Origin of the sequence: Rhizobium indicum (assembly GCF_005862305.2) — a bacterium.
Taxonomy (GTDB): Bacteria; Pseudomonadota; Alphaproteobacteria; order Rhizobiales; family Rhizobiaceae; genus Rhizobium; species Rhizobium indicum.
In genome coordinates, this window is record NZ_CP054021.1 from 163,652 (window position 1) to 178,823 (window position 15,172).

Annotated in this window: 19 protein-coding genes and 1 tRNA gene; 10 read left to right on the forward strand and 10 right to left on the reverse strand. The window is 61.1% G+C overall.

The window, feature by feature from the left end; all coding sequences use genetic code 11:
• Positions 1-106 precede the first annotated feature (106 nt).
• Complete coding sequence (locus tag FFM53_RS00725; RefSeq protein WP_138389108.1) at positions 107-487, forward strand: hypothetical protein; 381 nt, start codon at positions 107-109, stop codon at positions 485-487.
• Positions 488-560: 73 nt separating this feature from the next.
• On the forward strand, positions 561-1,562 hold the full coding sequence (locus FFM53_RS00730; RefSeq protein ID WP_138389109.1) for a copper chaperone PCu(A)C domain-containing protein: 1,002 nt from the start codon (positions 561-563) through the stop codon (positions 1,560-1,562).
• A 73-nt stretch (positions 1,563-1,635) separates the two neighbouring features.
• Here the strand turns inward: FFM53_RS00730 and FFM53_RS00735 are convergent, their stop codons facing one another.
• Positions 1,636-1,902: a hypothetical protein gene (locus FFM53_RS00735; protein WP_138389110.1), complete on the reverse strand. Its 267-nt coding sequence runs from the start codon at positions 1,900-1,902 to the stop codon at positions 1,636-1,638.
• A 121-nt stretch (positions 1,903-2,023) separates the two neighbouring features.
• Here FFM53_RS00735 and crcB point away from each other — a divergent pair, with 121 nt between their 5' ends.
• The 7 genes from crcB (at position 2,024) to FFM53_RS00770 (ending at position 7,573) form a co-directional block, all read left to right on the forward strand.
• A complete protein-coding gene (crcB, locus tag FFM53_RS00740) occupies positions 2,024-2,401 on the forward strand; it encodes a fluoride efflux transporter CrcB (protein ID WP_138389111.1) in 378 nt (125 codons plus the stop codon).
• A 94-nt stretch (positions 2,402-2,495) separates the two neighbouring features.
• Positions 2,496-3,488 (forward strand): RluA family pseudouridine synthase, encoded by a 993-nt coding sequence (locus FFM53_RS00745; RefSeq protein WP_138389112.1) that lies wholly within the window; start codon positions 2,496-2,498, stop codon positions 3,486-3,488.
• Positions 3,485-4,138: an HAD-IA family hydrolase gene (locus FFM53_RS00750; protein WP_138389113.1), complete on the forward strand. Its 654-nt coding sequence runs from the start codon at positions 3,485-3,487 to the stop codon at positions 4,136-4,138. Before FFM53_RS00745 ends, FFM53_RS00750 begins: the two co-directional genes overlap by 4 nt.
• A gap of 9 nt (positions 4,139-4,147) precedes the next feature.
• Positions 4,148-4,933 carry an ATP12 family chaperone protein gene (locus tag FFM53_RS00755; protein ID WP_138389114.1) on the forward strand — a complete coding sequence of 262 codons (786 nt, stop codon included), beginning with the start codon at positions 4,148-4,150 and terminating at the stop codon, positions 4,931-4,933.
• Between the two features lie 67 nt (positions 4,934-5,000).
• Positions 5,001-5,459, forward strand: a complete 459-nt coding sequence (locus FFM53_RS00760) for a calponin homology domain-containing protein (protein WP_138389115.1) — start codon at positions 5,001-5,003, stop codon at positions 5,457-5,459.
• 49 nt (positions 5,460-5,508) lie between these two features.
• Positions 5,509-7,041: an acyl-CoA carboxylase subunit beta gene (locus tag FFM53_RS00765; RefSeq protein ID WP_138389116.1), complete on the forward strand. Its 1,533-nt coding sequence runs from the start codon at positions 5,509-5,511 to the stop codon at positions 7,039-7,041.
• A gap of 139 nt (positions 7,042-7,180) precedes the next feature.
• A complete protein-coding gene (locus FFM53_RS00770) occupies positions 7,181-7,573 on the forward strand; it encodes a DoxX family protein (RefSeq protein WP_138389117.1) in 393 nt (130 codons plus the stop codon).
• 42 nt (positions 7,574-7,615) lie between these two features.
• On the opposite strand, the gene sugE is transcribed toward FFM53_RS00770, so the two are convergent.
• The 8 genes from sugE to FFM53_RS00810 form a co-directional block, all read right to left on the reverse strand.
• Positions 7,616-7,930 carry a quaternary ammonium compound efflux SMR transporter SugE gene (gene sugE, locus FFM53_RS00775; RefSeq protein WP_027667501.1) on the reverse strand — a complete coding sequence of 105 codons (315 nt, stop codon included), beginning with the start codon at positions 7,928-7,930 and terminating at the stop codon, positions 7,616-7,618.
• Between the two features lie 168 nt (positions 7,931-8,098).
• Positions 8,099-8,566, reverse strand: coding sequence for a YaiI/YqxD family protein (locus FFM53_RS00780; protein WP_003539940.1), 468 nt, complete (start codon positions 8,564-8,566; stop codon positions 8,099-8,101).
• A 10-nt stretch (positions 8,567-8,576) separates the two neighbouring features.
• Positions 8,577-9,050, reverse strand: coding sequence for a GNAT family N-acetyltransferase (locus FFM53_RS00785; protein ID WP_138389118.1), 474 nt, complete (start codon positions 9,048-9,050; stop codon positions 8,577-8,579).
• 113 nt (positions 9,051-9,163) lie between these two features.
• Positions 9,164-9,490: a hypothetical protein gene (locus tag FFM53_RS00790; RefSeq protein WP_138389119.1), complete on the reverse strand. Its 327-nt coding sequence runs from the start codon at positions 9,488-9,490 to the stop codon at positions 9,164-9,166.
• A gap of 184 nt (positions 9,491-9,674) precedes the next feature.
• Entirely contained in the window at positions 9,675-11,696 is a 2,022-nt protein-coding gene (locus FFM53_RS00795; protein WP_138389120.1) for an acetyl-CoA carboxylase biotin carboxylase subunit, read from the reverse strand.
• Positions 11,697-11,771: 75 nt separating this feature from the next.
• A complete protein-coding gene (locus FFM53_RS00800; protein ID WP_138389121.1) occupies positions 11,772-12,476 on the reverse strand; it encodes a hypothetical protein in 705 nt (234 codons plus the stop codon).
• A gap of 97 nt (positions 12,477-12,573) precedes the next feature.
• Positions 12,574-13,524: a DMT family transporter gene (locus tag FFM53_RS00805; protein ID WP_173883522.1), complete on the reverse strand. Its 951-nt coding sequence runs from the start codon at positions 13,522-13,524 to the stop codon at positions 12,574-12,576.
• A 98-nt stretch (positions 13,525-13,622) separates the two neighbouring features.
• Positions 13,623-13,707 (reverse strand) — tRNA-Leu (locus tag FFM53_RS00810).
• 180 nt (positions 13,708-13,887) lie between these two features.
• Here FFM53_RS00810 and lipB point away from each other — a divergent pair.
• Complete coding sequence (gene lipB, locus FFM53_RS00815; protein ID WP_138389123.1) at positions 13,888-14,607, forward strand: lipoyl(octanoyl) transferase LipB; 720 nt, start codon at positions 13,888-13,890, stop codon at positions 14,605-14,607.
• Between the two features lie 98 nt (positions 14,608-14,705).
• On the opposite strand, the gene FFM53_RS00820 is transcribed toward lipB, so the two are convergent.
• Positions 14,706-15,071, reverse strand: a complete 366-nt coding sequence (locus tag FFM53_RS00820; protein ID WP_138329362.1) for a hypothetical protein — start codon at positions 15,069-15,071, stop codon at positions 14,706-14,708.
• Between the last annotated feature and the right edge of the window lie 101 nt (positions 15,072-15,172).

Consider the following 15,172-nt stretch of genomic DNA (forward strand, 5'->3'; position numbering starts at 1 on the left):
ACAATTTTTTGTCGCCATATGCCGGCTGAGGCCTGATCAACGGCAAAACTACTTTTGCATTTCGCGGGGAAACCGGCTATCGCGACATGCTGTTGAAGGGGATCTCATGCGACAGACCGGACTGAAAGCGACGCTCTTTCTGCGCATGCTTTGCGCATTGAGCCTGCTTTTGCTCGGCTTCGCCCATCAGGCGCCGCAGGCAGTCGCCTCCGAAGGCTATGATGCCGCGGCCTATGTGCTGCCCGACGGCACGTTCGCCTCGCTCTGCATCACCGTGAAGGATGCCGACGGCAAGACCGTCGCCTTTAAACCGAATTGCGAAGCCTGCCGGCTGTCGGCCTCCGTCATCCTGCCGACGCCGGATGCGGGCTCGTGGCTCGAGCGCGAACTCGCTTCGCTGATCAATTCGCCGATCGAAACATCAGCCGTTTCAGGCGCAAGCGCCGTCTGGCGGCCGAATTCGCGCGCGCCTCCCATCCTCGTCTGATCTTCCTCCACCGCCTATGATTCAGCATGCCGGTCCGCCCGAGAAAATACCGCGGCCGGCGAGGAGATATCCGATGAAGACCATCAAGACATTTGGCAAAACGCTAGGGCTTGCCGCCGTTCTTTCCGTGACCGCCTTTGCCAGCGCCGAGGCGCATGTGACCTTCCTCGACAGAGAGGTGACGCAGGACAGCACCATTCTCGCTACGCTGCAGGTGCCGCATGGCTGCGACGGCAAGGCTACCACGGAAGTGCGGGTCAAGCTGCCGGAAGGCTTCGTCTTCGCCAAGCCGCAGCCGAAGGCAGGCTGGGAGCTCGAGGTGATCAAGGGTGACTACCAGAAGACCTACGACAATCACGGTGACAAGGTGAAAACCGGCGCGATCGAAGTGCGCTGGAAGAACGGCAATCTCTCCGACGATTTCTACGACACCTTCGTCATCCAGGGGAAGGTATCAGGCGTCGAGGCCGGCACCTCGCTCGCCTTTCCGGTGACGCAGATGTGCGGCGATACCGTCACGGCCTGGGACCAGGTGGCCAAGGAAGGCGGCGATGCGCATGGGCTGAAAAGCCCCGCGCCGCTGTTGAAGGTCGTTGCCGGTGAAGACCATGGTCACGATCATGACGATATGGCCGGCATGGATATGTCCGGTATGGCGGGCATGGGCGCCGCCGCACCGGCCGGCGAAACGGTCAAGGCCGGTGATCTCGAAATCTCCGGCGGCTTCGCCAAGGCAATGCTGCCCGGCCAGCCGGTCGGCGGCGGCTTTTTCACGGTGAAGAATAACGGCCAGACGGACGATCGCCTGTTGTCGGTCAGCTCGCCTGCAGCTGGCGAGGTTCAGATCCACGAGATGGTGACGAAGGACAATGTCATGCGGATGCGCCAGCTGAAAGACGGCATCGCCATCGCTGCCGGCGAGACGGTCAAGCTCGAGCCCGGCAACCTGCACCTGATGTTCCAGAAGGTGAAGACGCCGTTCAAGCAGGGGGATACGGTGCCGGTGACGCTGACCTTCGAAAAAGCCGGCAAGGTCGATCTGGTGCTGCAGGTGCTCTCCGCCCAGGGCAAATGAAAGTAAACTCATTAAACAGAAAAGCCCGCGACTGAAACGGCAGTCGCGGGCTTTCGTTTGGAAGGCGATGGCCTCAGAAGTCTTCGTAGGATCGCAGCGCCTGTTTCAGGCCGGCCTGCGGCTGGCGATTGCCCTTGGCCATCAGGTCGAGGGCCACTTCGGTCGACTGGATGATGCTGGAGGGCTCGTCTATTTCCTCAGTGCCTTCGGCCTTCAACTGCCGGTCGGCAATGCGGCGCGCATCGCGTGCGGCGGTGCTCGTCGCGACACGCTGCGGGATTCGGAGCGATTCGAAGGCAATGGCGGCAGTGGTGGCCGATATGGACAGAAGCTGGGTCATGCCGTTACCGTATCGGCACGACCTTGGCGCCATTATAAGAAAATCATCGGCATTTTACCGGATGGTAAGAATTCATTCCTTCCCGATTGGAATCGCTGCGGAGTTGCGATAAATCCGGCTGATGATCCAGGCTCTTCTCGTCGCCGTCGGCGGCGCTATCGGTTCCCTTCTCAGATATTATGTCGGCCAATGGGCGCTGAGACTCATGGGTCCGGCATTTCCCTGGGGCACGCTCGTCGTCAATGTCGTCGGCTGTTTCGTCATCGGCGTCTTCGCCGAGCTGATCGCGCGGAAGTTCAACGCTTCGGTGGAGCTGCGCCTGCTGCTGATCACCGGCTTCCTCGGCGGCTTCACAACCTTCTCGGCTTTCTCACTGGATGCGATCTCGCTATTCGAGCGCGGCGAGGCAGTCGCCGGCGGTATTTATATCGCTGCGAGCGTCGGATTTTCGATGGCGGCCGTCATCGCCGGCCTTGCCGTCATGCGCGCTTTGGCCTGATTTCTTTTCCGGTTTCCGTTTTGCGCGAAAATGCTCTAAAGGCTGCGGCAAGAACGCCGGCTCGGCCTGCGCTGCAATTTCCGAAAGATTTCTTATGGCTGGCATAGAACATATCAAGGTTGAACCCGATGAAGCCGGCATGCGGCTCGATCGCTGGTTCAAGGTGCACTTTCCGGGGCTCGGCTTCGGTCCGCTGCAGAAGCTCTTGCGCTCCGGCCAGGTGCGCGTCGACGGTGGGCGTGTCAAATCGGATGCGCGCGTGCAGCCCGGCCAGACGGTGCGCGTGCCGCCGATGGATGTCGATGCGAAGCTGAAATCCGGACCGATCGCCGGCAAGGATCTCAAACATTCGACGGATTTCCAACTCTTGTCGCGCATGGTGCTGCACGAGGACGAAAAGGTGATCATACTCAACAAGCCCCCCGGTCTTGCGGTCCAGGGCGGTTCCGGTGTGGCCAGGCATATCGACCAGATGCTCGACGCTTGGACCAGCCCGAAGGGTGAGAAGCCGCGGCTCGTCCATCGTCTCGATCGCGACACTTCAGGTGTTCTCGTCATCGCCCGCACCCGCGGCGCGGCGCAGAAGCTGACGGCGGCGTTCCGCGAGCGCGACACCAAAAAGACCTACTGGGCGCTGGTCAAGGGCGTGCCGCGCAAGCACGAGGACAAGATCTCGACCTGGCTGGTGAAGGAACCGACGGTCGACGGCGACCGCATGCGCATCGCCAAGCACGGCGAGGACGGCGCCGACCATGCGATTTCCTTCTACCGCGTGCTGGAGACGGCGGCACAGAACCTCGCCTGGCTGGAGATGGAGCCCTATACCGGCCGTACCCATCAGTTGCGCGTCCATGCCCTGCATATCGGCCACCCGATCATCGGCGATCCAAAATATTTCGACGACGATCCGAATTGGGATTTTCCAGGCGGCGTGCAGAAGAAGCTGCATCTGCACGCGCGTCACATCGACATCCCGCACCCCTCCGGCGGCCGCCTGCGCGTCAGCGCGCCGCTGCCGGCGCATATGGTGCAGACCTGGAACCTTCTCGGTCTCGACCTTGCCGGTGCTGAAAGGGACAGCGAATGAAACTTGCCCTTTTCGATTGCGACGGCACGCTGGTGGACAGTGCTGCGCTGATCCACGAAACCATGCGCAGGACTTTCGACAAGTTCGGCAAGTTGGAACCGCGACTCGAAGACACCAAGGCTATTATCGGCCTGTCCCTCGATATTGCGATCGCCCGCATGCAGGGCAGGCCGCATGTGGAGCAGGAAGATAGCGACATGACGGCGCATTACAAATCGCTGTTTTCGATCGTGCGTCAGGATCTTGACTATAAGGAGCCGCTGTTTGCGGGCATTCGCGAGATGATCGACGCGATCAGCGGACGCGATGACCTGCTGATCGGCGCGGTGACGGGCAAATCCAGGCGCGGGCTCAAGGTCGTGATGGAGACGCATGGCTTCGACAAGCATTTCATCGTCGCACGCACCGCCGACGATTGCCCCTCCAAACCACATCCGGCCATGGTGACGGAATGCTGCGATGAAACCGGCATGAATGCTGCCGACACCATTGTCATCGGCGATGCGGTTTACGATATGCAGATGGCAAAGGCTGCCGGGGCCAAGGCGATCGGCGTTGCCTGGGGCTATGCCAGCGTGGATGAGCTGATCGCCAACGGCGCTGATGTGATCGCCTACCATCCGAACGAGATATTGCGTCATTTTTCCTGAGGTGAGCCCATGCGCGATCTGCTGAACGACCTTTCCGAAGGCCTGAGCCATCCCGATCCCATCCGCCGCGCGCAGATCCAGATGAAGAAGCCGCTGCCGAAGCGTTTCTATACCGATGTCTCCGTTGCCGAGCACGAGGGTGGTTTTGCGATCACGCTCGACGGCAAGATGGTGCGTACGCCGGCGCGTCAAGTTCTCGCAGTACCGACCGAAGCGCTGGCGCGGCTTGTCGCCGCCGAATGGCAGGCGCAGGGCGAAGAGATCAACCCGGTGAGCATGCCGGTGACCCGGCTCGTCAACACCGCCCTCGACGGCGTTGCCGCCAACGCGCAGGCGATCTTCGAGGATATATTGCGTTTTTCATCCAGCGACCTCATCTGCTACCGCGCCGAGGAGCCGGAACTGCTGGTCGAGCGCCAGGCCGAGCACTGGGATCCCGTGATCGACTGGGCGGCGACCGATCTCGGCGCTCGCTTCATCCTCGTCGAAGGGGTGATGCCTCATGAGCAGCCGCGCGAGGCGATTGCCGCCTTCGCCGTCACGCTCGCGAGATATGATAGCCCGATGGCGCTGGCCGCCCTCCACACAGTCACCACGCTGACGGGCTCGGCGATCCTGGCGCTGGCCTTCGCCGAGAGCCGGGTAACGGTGGAGGAGGCTTGGTCGCTTGCCCATCTCGACGAGGACTGGACGATCGAGCATTGGGGCAGCGACGCGGAAGCCGAGGAGCGGCGGGCCAAGCGCTTTGCCGAGTTCAAAGCCGCAGCCGATGTTTTTTTCGCCCTAAGCGCCTGAAACATATTGCCTTCCAATGCATTATGACGAAGTCTGCGACTCCAACGGGGTGGTGCGGGATTTTGCAATGAATTGGCTGAGGTCGTGTTTTTGCCGGGCGACACTCGTCTGTGTCGCGCTCACGGCCTGCGGCAGCCTCTCGGCCACCAAGCCGGCGGCGCCGGTCTATGATGTGCGCAGCGCCGTCGTTCTCTCAGGTCCGAACATGCCGGCCGAGCTGCTTTCCGGTATCAACGACCGCGTCAACGCGGCGATCAACGCCACCGTGCGCGACACCGTGCTGCCGCGGGTGGTGCTGACGATCCGCGTGGTGTCCATCCAGAAGGGCCTCGGCTTCCAGAAAGATCGCAACGTCGCCAAGATCAGCATCGACGCAGCCTCGGTCGAGGACGGCTCGGTCATCGCCGTCAGCGCCTTCGACGTCACCAGCATCGCTGCCGATCCCAAGCTTGCCGACGAGATCCTGGCCGAGGATGCCGCCGCAAGGATACGCTCGGTTTTCTCACTCAGCGGGCGCGCTCGATAGCGCGACGCTCTAACCGCCGGATTGCCGCCGCAGCGGCGAGGGAGGTCGCATGAAGGAAATTCTCGAAGAACTGGAACGGCGCCGCGGCATCGCCCGCCTTGGCGGCGGCGAGGCGCGCATCGCCGCCCAGCACAAGCGCGGCAAGCTGACGGCGCGCGAGCGCATCGATCTCTTCCTCGACGAAGGTTCCTTCGAGGAATTCGACATGTTCGTCGAACACCGCTCCACCGATTTCGGTATGGACAAGAGCCGGATTGCCGGCGACGGCGTCGTCACCGGCTGGGGCACGGTCAATGGCCGCACTGTGTTCGTCTTCGCCAAGGACTTCACCGTCTTCGGCGGCTCGCTATCGGAAGCGCATGCCGAGAAGATCATGAAGGTGCAGGACATGGCGCTGAAGAACCGCGCGCCGATCGTCGGCATCTATGATGCGGGCGGCGCCCGTATCCAGGAGGGCGTGGCGGCTCTCGGCGGTTATGCCGAGGTATTCCAGCGCAATGTGCTCGCCTCCGGCGTCATTCCGCAGATCTCGGTGATCATGGGTCCCTGCGCCGGCGGCGACGTCTATTCGCCTGCGATGACCGATTTCATCTTCATGGTGCGGGATACTTCCTACATGTTCGTCACCGGGCCGGACGTGGTGAAAACCGTCACCAACGAGACGGTGACGGCAGAAGAACTCGGCGGCGCCGTGGTGCATACGGTGCGCTCGTCGATTGCCGACGGCGCCTATGAGAATGATGTCGAAACGCTGCTGCAGGTGCGCCGGCTGATCGATTTCCTGCCGCTTTCGAACACGGCGCCGCTACCGGAGATCGAATGTTACCAGTCGGTGACAGATGTCGATGCCTCGCTCGATACGCTGGTGCCGGCGAGTTCCAACAAACCTTACGACATCAAGGAGCTGATCCGGAAGGTGGCGGACGAGGGGGATTTCTTCGAGATCCAGGCGAGCTTTGCCAAAAACATCGTCTGCGGCTTCGGCCGCGTCGAAGGCTCGACCGTCGGTTTCGTCGCCAACCAGCCGATGGTGCTGGCCGGCGTGCTCGACAGCGACGCCTCGCGCAAGGCGGCCCGTTTCGTGCGCTTCTGCGACTGCTTCAACATTCCGATCGTCACCTTCGTCGACGTGCCGGGTTTCCTGCCGGGTACGGCGCAGGAATATGGCGGCCTCATCAAGCACGGCGCCAAGCTGCTCTTTGCCTATGCCGAGGCGACCGTGCCGAAGCTCACCGTCATCACCCGCAAGGCCTTCGGCGGTGCCTATGACGTGATGGCGTCGAAACATCTGCGCGGCGACCTCAACTATGCCTGGCCAACGGCGCAGATCGCCGTGATGGGCGCCAAGGGCGCTGTCGAGATCATCTTCCGCAAGGATATTGCCGATCCGGAGAAGATCGCCGCGCACACGAAAATGTACGAGGACCGGTTCCTCTCGCCCTTCGTCGCCGCCGAGCGCGGTTATGTCGACGAGGTGATCATGCCGCACTCGACGCGGCGGCGGCTGGCGCGCGGTTTGAAGATGCTGCGCAACAAGGATCTCGCCAATCCGTGGAAGAAACACGACAACATCCCGCTTTGACCATGGCGCGGGCGAATAAGACCGTCCATTCAGGCGTTTAGCTGCTGTCGAAAAAGTGAACGGATGTCAGCAATCCGTGTGTTCAATCCTTGGCGAGGACAGGTTAACGCTCGGCTGTGTCTTTTAAAGAGGGGTTTTAATGTCAACTTTCGACCGTCTTTCCGCCTATCAGCCCTATGGGCTGGCTGCGCTCAGAATCATCACCGCGCTGCTGTTCATCGAACACGGCACGATGAAGCTTTTCGGCTTCCCGGCTTCGCAGATGTCCGGCTCGCTGCCGCCGCTAATGCTGTTCGCCGCCCTTCTCGAGCTTATTGGCGGCATCCTCATTCTCGTCGGCCTGCTGACGCGCCCGGTCGCCTTCCTGCTGGCCGGTGAAATGGCGGTCGCCTATTTCATGGCGCATGCCCCGAGCAGCTTCTTCCCGGCCGTCAACCAGGGCGATGCGGCAATCCTGTTCTGCTTCGTCTTCCTCTATCTGGTCTTCTCCGGTCCCGGCGCTTTCGCCGTCGATAACCGCAAGACGGTTTGAACGACAGACCGAGGGGCGTCAGCGGCGCCCCTCGATCTCATATCAGGCGGTAAGCTTGAGACCGGCGATGCCGGCGACGATCAGCGTGATGCAGGCAAGGCGGGAGACACTTGCCTCATCGCCAAGCAGCCAGATTCCGAGGAATACGGTGCCGACCGTGCCGATGCCGGTCCAGACCGCATAGGCGGTGCCGATCGGCAGGTGCTTCACCGCCAGGCCGAGCAGCACGATGCTGATCACCATCGATATGACGGTCAGCGCCGTCGGCATCGGCCTTGTGAAGCCTTCGGTATACTTAAGGCCGATCGCCCAGCCACATTCAAAAAGACCGGCGAGAAAAAGCAGAAACCAGGCCATGCGACTCTCCTTGTTCAAGAGCGAGGCCGTCCCCGCGACAGTTGCATCCCAGAGGATGCCGCAGTCGTCTGCGATAACGCCTATATGCGTGAGGAAACGGCCGACTTCAAGTTAGGAATCGGCATGGCTGCCATGCCACCCGTTTCTTGCGAGCCTGTGCGAGCCACATCACGGCTGCCCGCCAGCCTCCGCGGCAAGGCTTTTAGCGCGGCGGCAGAGGCGATCGAAGGTTTCGAGGAAGCGTGAGCGGTCCTTCGGGCTGAAGGCGGCGTTGTAGCCCTTGCTCTCGCCGGTTTCGCGCAAATGCGCGCCGAGATCGCGCATGGCGCTCGCCATGCCGATATTGGTCTCGTCGAAGACGCGCCCGGTGGGGCCGCTGACGAAGGCGCCGGTCGCGACACAGCGCACGGCAAGTGGCACATCGGCGGTGACGACGACATCGCCCGCGCCGGCGCGTTCGGCGATCCAGTTGTCGGCGGCGTCGAAGGCGTTGGAGACGATGACGTTGTGGATCATCGGATCGCGCGAGGGGCGCAGGCCGGAATTGGCAACGAAGGTGACTTCGAGGCCGTGACGTTCGGCCACCTTCAGGACTTCCGGTTTCACCGGGCAGGCATCGGCGTCGACGTAGATCATGGCAATATCCTCATGCCGGTTGCGTGGCCCGCTGGCGGACCATATCGATATGGGGAATGCCGTCTTCCAGATATTCCTGTGACACCGCGATGAAACCGAAGGATTCATAGAACCGCTGCAGATGGGCCTGCGCCGACAAGGCGATGGCATTTGCCGGATAAAGCCGCTCACAGGCGGTGATCGTTTCGCTCATCAACGCATCGCCCAGACGCTTGCCGCGATGGGCAGGCGAGACGACCACGCGACCGATCTTCGACGCATCCTGCGGCTCATGCGGTTTCAGGATCCGCGCCGAGGCCAGCAGTTCGGCGCCCTCCAGCAGCCGGAGATGCAGGGCATCGATATCCTTGCCGTCGAGTTCCGGATAGGGGCAGTTCTGCTCGACGACGAAGACATCGACGCGCATTCTCAGGAGATCGTAGAGTTCCCGCGCGGAGAACTCGTCGAGACCCTTGATGTCGGTTGTGTAGGTAGTCGGAGCCATCAATGGAGAACCATGCTGGGAATGCTCTCGCCGGAATGCATGAGCTCAAGGTTTTCCGTATATGTACGACGGGACGGCTGACTTCAAGCGAGGAAATGGTTGCTCCTGTTTTGCTAATCTTCGCGAAGGTACTGATGAAAGTTCAAGCCGTACGCATGAGGAGCCTCTGTCGGAGGCTGCTGCGGTTCGGTCGAGTAAACATAGATTCGCCTGGACGCACTAAATCCCAAATCCCGACCAATCGTCACGATCATATCAACAGCTTGGTCATTGTCGGTCGCCCAAGCTTGTATGGTAAAGAAGGCTGCCGAGCCCGCCGTGGTACCGAAGTCTGGATTGGAGTTTATGATCTCTCCCTCTGCAATAACGGTAAAGTGGCGGAAAGCAGTTTTCAGCTTTCCGTATCGTAGTTTCAATTTCCAGTTCTTTAGCAAATCCATATACGATCAAAACAAGGTTTAGGCTGCGAATAGACATCCGGATTGCATCAGCTCACAGCCCCTGTTGATGTCATCCAGCGGTATGGGATGGTTGGTCATCGCGTCGATCGCGATTTGCTTTGTCACGGCCAATCTTCGCTAGGCGGTAGGCCGAGCGCGGAAGGTCTGGCCTGCCACTTTTGCCTCAGGCAAATTCCATGATCACGGCATCGACGGCCAGGCTTTCGCCGGCCGCGGCATTGATCTTCGAGACGACGAGATCGCGGTCGGCGCGCAGCACGTTTTCCATCTTCATCGCTTCGACGATCGCAAGCGTCTCGCCGGCCTTGACCTCCTGGCCCTCGGCCACCGCGATGGCGACGACGAGGCCGGGCATCGGGCAGAGCAGGAGCTTGGAAGTATCGGGCGGCAGCTTCACCGGCATCAGCCTGTCGAGCTCGGCATGACGCGGCGAAAAGACCTTGGTCGTCACTGAAAGCCCCTGCCAGTCGATACGCAAACCGTTCAGAACAGGGCGGATCTGCGCGGTGACGTCGCGACCGCCGACCTTGCCGCTCCAGACTGGGTCGCCCGGTCTCCAATCGGTGACAATATTCTGGCTCTCGCCCTCTATCGCCCCATCGATTGCGATATCCATGTCGAAGGGGATGGTGACGAGGCCGTCGAGCAATCTTGCCGCGACGTGGTTGTCGCCGATCTTGACCACCCAATCCTCGCGCAACGCGCCCGCTGCGGCGCGCAGACGATCGGCGAAACGTTCGCGGCGGTTCGTCTCGATCAGCGAGGCGGAAAGCGCGATGCCGGCAAGCACGGCCTCTTCCGCCCGGTCCGGTTTCATCGGCGCAAAGCCATCGGGATATTCCTCGGCGATGAAGCCTGTGGAAAGCCGGCCCTCGCGCCAGCGCGGATGTTTCATCAGCGCCGACAGGAAAGGAACATTGTGCTCGATGCCATCGACGACGAAGCCGTCGAGCGCCTGACCCATGGCCTCGATCGCTTCCAGCCGCGTCGGCGCCCAGGTGCAGAGCTTGGCGATCATCGGATCGTAATACATCGAGATCTCCGCACCTTCGAAGACGCCGGTATCGTTGCGGACGACCACATTGCCGGCCCTGCCTTCCGAAGGCGGCCGGTAGCGCGTCAGGCGGCCGATCGAGGGCAGGAAGTTGCGATAGGGATCCTCGGCATAGAGCCGGCTCTCGACCGCCCAGCCGTCAAGCCTGATATCCTCCTGGGAAAAGGGAAGGGGCTCTCCGGCTGCGACACGGATCATCTGCTCGACGAGGTCGATGCCGGTGACGAGTTCGGTCACGGGATGCTCGACCTGCAGGCGGGTGTTCATTTCGAGGAAATAGAAATTGCGGTCCCGGTCGACGATGAATTCGACGGTGCCGGCGCTCTGGTAATCGACGGCTCTCGCCAGCGCCACCGATTGTTCGCCCATCGCCTTGCGGGTCGCTTCATCGAGGAAGGGCGAGGGCGCCTCTTCCGCCACCTTCTGGTTCCGCCGCTGGATCGAGCATTCGCGCTCGCCGAGATAGACGGCGTTGCCATGCGCATCGGCGAGGACCTGGATCTCGATATGGCGTGGCTCGACGACGAACTTCTCGATGAAGACGCGGTCGTCGCCGAACGAGCTTTTCGCCTCCGAGCGGGCACGCTCGAAGCCGTCGCGCACTTCCGCCTCGTTCCAGGCAATGCGCATGCCCTTGCCGCCGCCGCCGGCCGAGGCCTTGATCATGACGGGATAACCGATCCCGCCCGATATCACTTCCGCATGGGCGGCATCCTCGATGATGCCGAGGTGGCCGGGCACGGTGGATACACCGGCTGCATTGGCGAATTTCTTCGATTCGATCTTGTCGCCCATCGCCATGATGGCTTTCGGCTTCGGGCCGATGAAGATGATGCCCTGTTTTTCCAGTTCAGCGCAGAAGGAGGCGCGTTCGGACAGGAAGCCGTAGCCGGGATGCACTGCCTCGGCGCCGGTTGCCTTGCAGGCGGCAATGATCTTTTCCGCAACCAGATAACTCTCCGATGCCGCGGCCGGGCCGATATGCACAGCCTCGTCGGCCATCTCGACATGCAGCGCGTCCCGATCCGCATCCGAATAGACCGCGACGGTCAAAATGCCCATGCGGCGCGCAGTCTTGATCACGCGGCAGGCGATTTCGCCGCGATTCGCGATCAGGATTTTCTTGAACATCGAGACTCCACCCAGAAATGCATCCCGGAGTTTTACGCACAAAACACCGGAACGCACAATCAGGCTTGCGGAGCGTCAGGCGACGGCAGCTTCTGCGACAGGTTCCTCGTCGACGATGCGCAGCCAGCGGCTGCGCCGCGGCTCGGCATAGTCGCGCAGCTCGACGGCAGCCATGATCCCCGCCCAGTGCGGATGATTGGCGCCGCGCAGCGTTGCCTGCTCGATCTGCTGGAGAACGCCGTATTCGACAGACGAGACCGGGATGGTGCCGCCTTCGGCGACGCTTCTGAAGATGCGCATCGCATAGTCGATGTCCTGACGGGTGATGCCCCTGCGATCGATGGCGCGCGACAGCTTGTAGCCACCGATATTGTCGGTGATCGCCAGGCGGAGCTGATCGAGGGCGAGCGCTCTCAACTCGACTGGGACATCGGCCGAAATCTCCATGACGTGGAGAATGAGCTCGAGCTCGAGCGCCGAGTTGACGACACCATCGGTCGTGAACATGCGCATGATCCAAGCGACGTTGATTTCATCCAGCGAGCCCTGCGGATAGGTGTAACGGACAATGAAACCGGCGAGCTGCTCCACGAAGAAAGCGTTCCAGTCGGCACATTTTTCAGGGCAGGAATTGTTGAGCGCCAACATCGCCACGACATCGTCGGATGTCCGGATACCCTCGGGAAAACTATGTTTGCGCAGCAGTACTATATCTTCGGCCGTCAGCCGATGCTTGCCGGCCACGACACAGGCCGGAAAAGCGAGACGAAATTCGCTCATGTTTTAACTCCAGGCTTCATCATGAAGCCGGAAACGGTTTTACCGCCTGCGAATTGACGATCCCTCAAGAAGAGGAGTTAACCCGATATTCCCCGGGTCAGGAAGATTTTAACGATTGCGCCTGCAGCCGCTCTCGCCAGATGATGAAGAGGCCAGAAGCAACGATGATGAAGATGCCGATCCATTTAGAAAAGCTCGGGAAATCGTTGAATAGCGCGTAGCCGAGAACGGTCGCCGAGATGATCTCGAAGTACTGGAACGGCGCAAGCAGCGACAGCGGCGCGAGGCGAAAAGCCCGGACGACGAGCATATGCGCATATCCCGAGATCGAGCCAAGGGCGAGAAGCAGAACAAGGCCGAGGCTGGAGGAGGGCAGAGAGACGGCAAAATCGGCATTGCCGGAACCGTTGCCGAGGAAAAGGGCGGCCGCCATGAACACTGTTCCGCCGATGCCGGCCATCGTCTGCATGGTCAGTGGCGAATCGGCCTCGCCAATGGCGCGGTTGAGGAAGAGATAGAGCGAGAACAGAAAGGCGCAGGCGACCGGCAGCAGCGCCTTCAGGCCGAAGATTTCGTAGCTCGGCTGAATGACAATCATCGCGCCGCCGAAACCGACGACGATCGCCACCCAGCGCCGCCAGCCGACCTTCTCTCCGAGAAACAGCGCCGACAGAGCGGCCAGCATGAAAGGCTCGACGAAATAGATGGCGAAGACATCGGCAAGCGGCATGTATTTGACGGCGACGAAGAACAGCAGGCTCGCACCACCATGCAGCGCACCGCGCAGCAGGTTCATCCAGGGCCGATTGGCCGAGAGTGCCTTCAGCCCGAAAAGGGCGAAAAGAATCGGCAGGGTGCAGGCGATCTGGAAGAAGAATCGGTAGAAGGTCACCTGACCCGGCGACATCGCTTCGAAGGTCGCCATGTATTTGGCGATGGCATCCATGATCGGCAGGATGAGCATGGCGCCGGACATGATGGCCATGCCCTGCAGGGAATTTTGATGGGGCTCTGACATGGCTGCTGATTCTTGCGAGGATGACGCCATCAACCATGAGAAGGCCGGGCAATCAAGCCGAGCAATCGCAAATGGCTTCGAGGTGAAAACGAAATCGTCGCTTAGAGAGCGTTTCCCTGAAGGGAAAATGGTGCGGTCGAGAAGACTCGAACTTCCACGGGTTGCCCCACAGCGACCTCAACGCTGCGCGTCTACCAATTCCGCCACGACCGCATCGTGGTAGGTGCCGATTTGCGTCGGCGGGGCAGCATGTAGCAAAAGCATCTGGGGTGCACAAGGGCGATATGACAGTTTTTTTGAAAACCGCTCACAGCATTTGAATTGGCCCCGAAACGGGTCCATATAGCTGTGCTGCCGCCCCTTTTTTCTGGCATTTCGGGAGAGCGGCAAGGAATGGCCATGCTTCGAACCGATCTCGAATTTTCCATGCTTCCCCAACTCGGAACCCGGCCGGTACGCTGGCGCCTCGCCGACGGTCTCGTTCCCTATGAGGAGGCGGTGGAGACGATGGAGCGCGAGGTGGCGATAATCGCCGATGGCGGTGATGAACTCGTCTGGCTCGTCGAACATCCGCCGCTCTATACCGCCGGCACCAGCGCCAATGCGAGGGACCTCGTCCAGCCGAACCGGTTTCCGGTCTTTGCGACCGGGCGTGGCGGTGAATACACCTATCATGGACCCGGCCAGCGCGTCGCTTATGTCATGCTCGATCTGAAGAGGCGGCGTCAGGACGTGCGCGCCTTCGTCGCCGCCCTCGAAGATGTCGTCATCCGCACGCTGGACATGATGAATGTGCGCGGGGAGCGACGTGAAGATCGCGTCGGCGTCTGGGTGCGCCGGCTGGAAAAGCCGTTGCTGGCCGATGGGACGATGGCCGAGGACAAGATCGCCGCCCTCGGCATAAGGCTGCGGAAATGGGTGACCTTCCACGGACTGTCGCTCAACGTCGACCCCGATCTCGATCATTTCGACGGCATCGTGCCCTGCGGGATATCAGCCTATGGCGTGACCAGCCTCGTCGATCTGGGCCTGCCTGTGATGATGGCTGATGTCGATATCCGGCTGCGCGCCGCCTTCGAAGCGGTTTTCGGCGAAACGACGGGCGAAACCTGACGCTTTAGGGAACCGCTCGCCGGGCATGTAGAGATGGATTGAAAAGAGAAGGGCCGATTTCCGGCCCTTTCTTTTATCGAATCCCGGTCTTTTATGGATCAATGCGTCGCGCGGCATGCTTCGGTGCGGGAGGCGCCGCTGTCTGCACCCTTGGTGTGGGAGCCCTTGGGGCCAATCATGCTGTGGCATGGGGGCAGGGAGTTGATGCTGGCCGTTGCGGTCTTGTCGACGACAGGAGACGCCATGGCGCTCGGGGCGAAGCCGTCGCTGTCGTTGGTGTAGTCGCTGGAATAGGCCGGGGCCTTGCGGCTGCTGTAGTGGACAGGAGCGGGCTTCGACATCGGGCTCGGGGCGAAGCCGTCGCTGTCGTTGGTGTAATCGCTGGAATAGGTCGGCTGTGCGAAGGCAGCGCCTGCAAGGCTGACGGCGAACAGGGACGCGGCAAGGGCAAATTTGATGCGCATGGGTCTATCTCCTCAATCTGCTGTTGAACTCGACAACATAAACTCACCCTCGGCACACACGAGTTCGCGCCCCAATTCAGGCAATTTTGTGATAATATGGC

What these genes read in the sequence shown, in the direction of transcription:
- FFM53_RS00725 (WP_138389108.1), top strand. Translation starts at nt 107, where the DNA reads ATGCGACAGACCGGACTGAAAGCGACGCTCTTTCTGCGCATGCTTTGC.
- FFM53_RS00730 (WP_138389109.1), top strand. Translation starts at nt 561, where the DNA reads ATGAAGACCATCAAGACATTTGGCAAAACGCTAGGGCTTGCCGCCGTT.
- FFM53_RS00735 (WP_138389110.1), bottom strand. Translation starts at nt 1,902, where the DNA reads ATGACCCAGCTTCTGTCCATATCGGCCACCACTGCCGCCATTGCCTTC.
- crcB (WP_138389111.1), top strand. Translation starts at nt 2,024, where the DNA reads ATGATCCAGGCTCTTCTCGTCGCCGTCGGCGGCGCTATCGGTTCCCTT.
- FFM53_RS00745 (WP_138389112.1), top strand. Translation starts at nt 2,496, where the DNA reads ATGGCTGGCATAGAACATATCAAGGTTGAACCCGATGAAGCCGGCATG.
- FFM53_RS00750 (WP_138389113.1), top strand. Translation starts at nt 3,485, where the DNA reads ATGAAACTTGCCCTTTTCGATTGCGACGGCACGCTGGTGGACAGTGCT.
- FFM53_RS00755 (WP_138389114.1), top strand. Translation starts at nt 4,148, where the DNA reads ATGCGCGATCTGCTGAACGACCTTTCCGAAGGCCTGAGCCATCCCGAT.
- FFM53_RS00760 (WP_138389115.1), top strand. Translation starts at nt 5,001, where the DNA reads ATGAATTGGCTGAGGTCGTGTTTTTGCCGGGCGACACTCGTCTGTGTC.
- FFM53_RS00765 (WP_138389116.1), top strand. Translation starts at nt 5,509, where the DNA reads ATGAAGGAAATTCTCGAAGAACTGGAACGGCGCCGCGGCATCGCCCGC.
- FFM53_RS00770 (WP_138389117.1), top strand. Translation starts at nt 7,181, where the DNA reads ATGTCAACTTTCGACCGTCTTTCCGCCTATCAGCCCTATGGGCTGGCT.
- sugE (WP_027667501.1), bottom strand. Translation starts at nt 7,930, where the DNA reads ATGGCCTGGTTTCTGCTTTTTCTCGCCGGTCTTTTTGAATGTGGCTGG.
- FFM53_RS00780 (WP_003539940.1), bottom strand. Translation starts at nt 8,566, where the DNA reads ATGATCTACGTCGACGCCGATGCCTGCCCGGTGAAACCGGAAGTCCTG.
- FFM53_RS00785 (WP_138389118.1), bottom strand. Translation starts at nt 9,050, where the DNA reads ATGGCTCCGACTACCTACACAACCGACATCAAGGGTCTCGACGAGTTC.
- FFM53_RS00790 (WP_138389119.1), bottom strand. Translation starts at nt 9,490, where the DNA reads ATGGATTTGCTAAAGAACTGGAAATTGAAACTACGATACGGAAAGCTG.
- FFM53_RS00795 (WP_138389120.1), bottom strand. Translation starts at nt 11,696, where the DNA reads ATGTTCAAGAAAATCCTGATCGCGAATCGCGGCGAAATCGCCTGCCGC.
- FFM53_RS00800 (WP_138389121.1), bottom strand. Translation starts at nt 12,476, where the DNA reads ATGAGCGAATTTCGTCTCGCTTTTCCGGCCTGTGTCGTGGCCGGCAAG.
- FFM53_RS00805 (WP_173883522.1), bottom strand. Translation starts at nt 13,524, where the DNA reads ATGGCGTCATCCTCGCAAGAATCAGCAGCCATGTCAGAGCCCCATCAA.
- lipB (WP_138389123.1), top strand. Translation starts at nt 13,888, where the DNA reads ATGGCCATGCTTCGAACCGATCTCGAATTTTCCATGCTTCCCCAACTC.
- FFM53_RS00820 (WP_138329362.1), bottom strand. Translation starts at nt 15,071, where the DNA reads ATGCGCATCAAATTTGCCCTTGCCGCGTCCCTGTTCGCCGTCAGCCTT.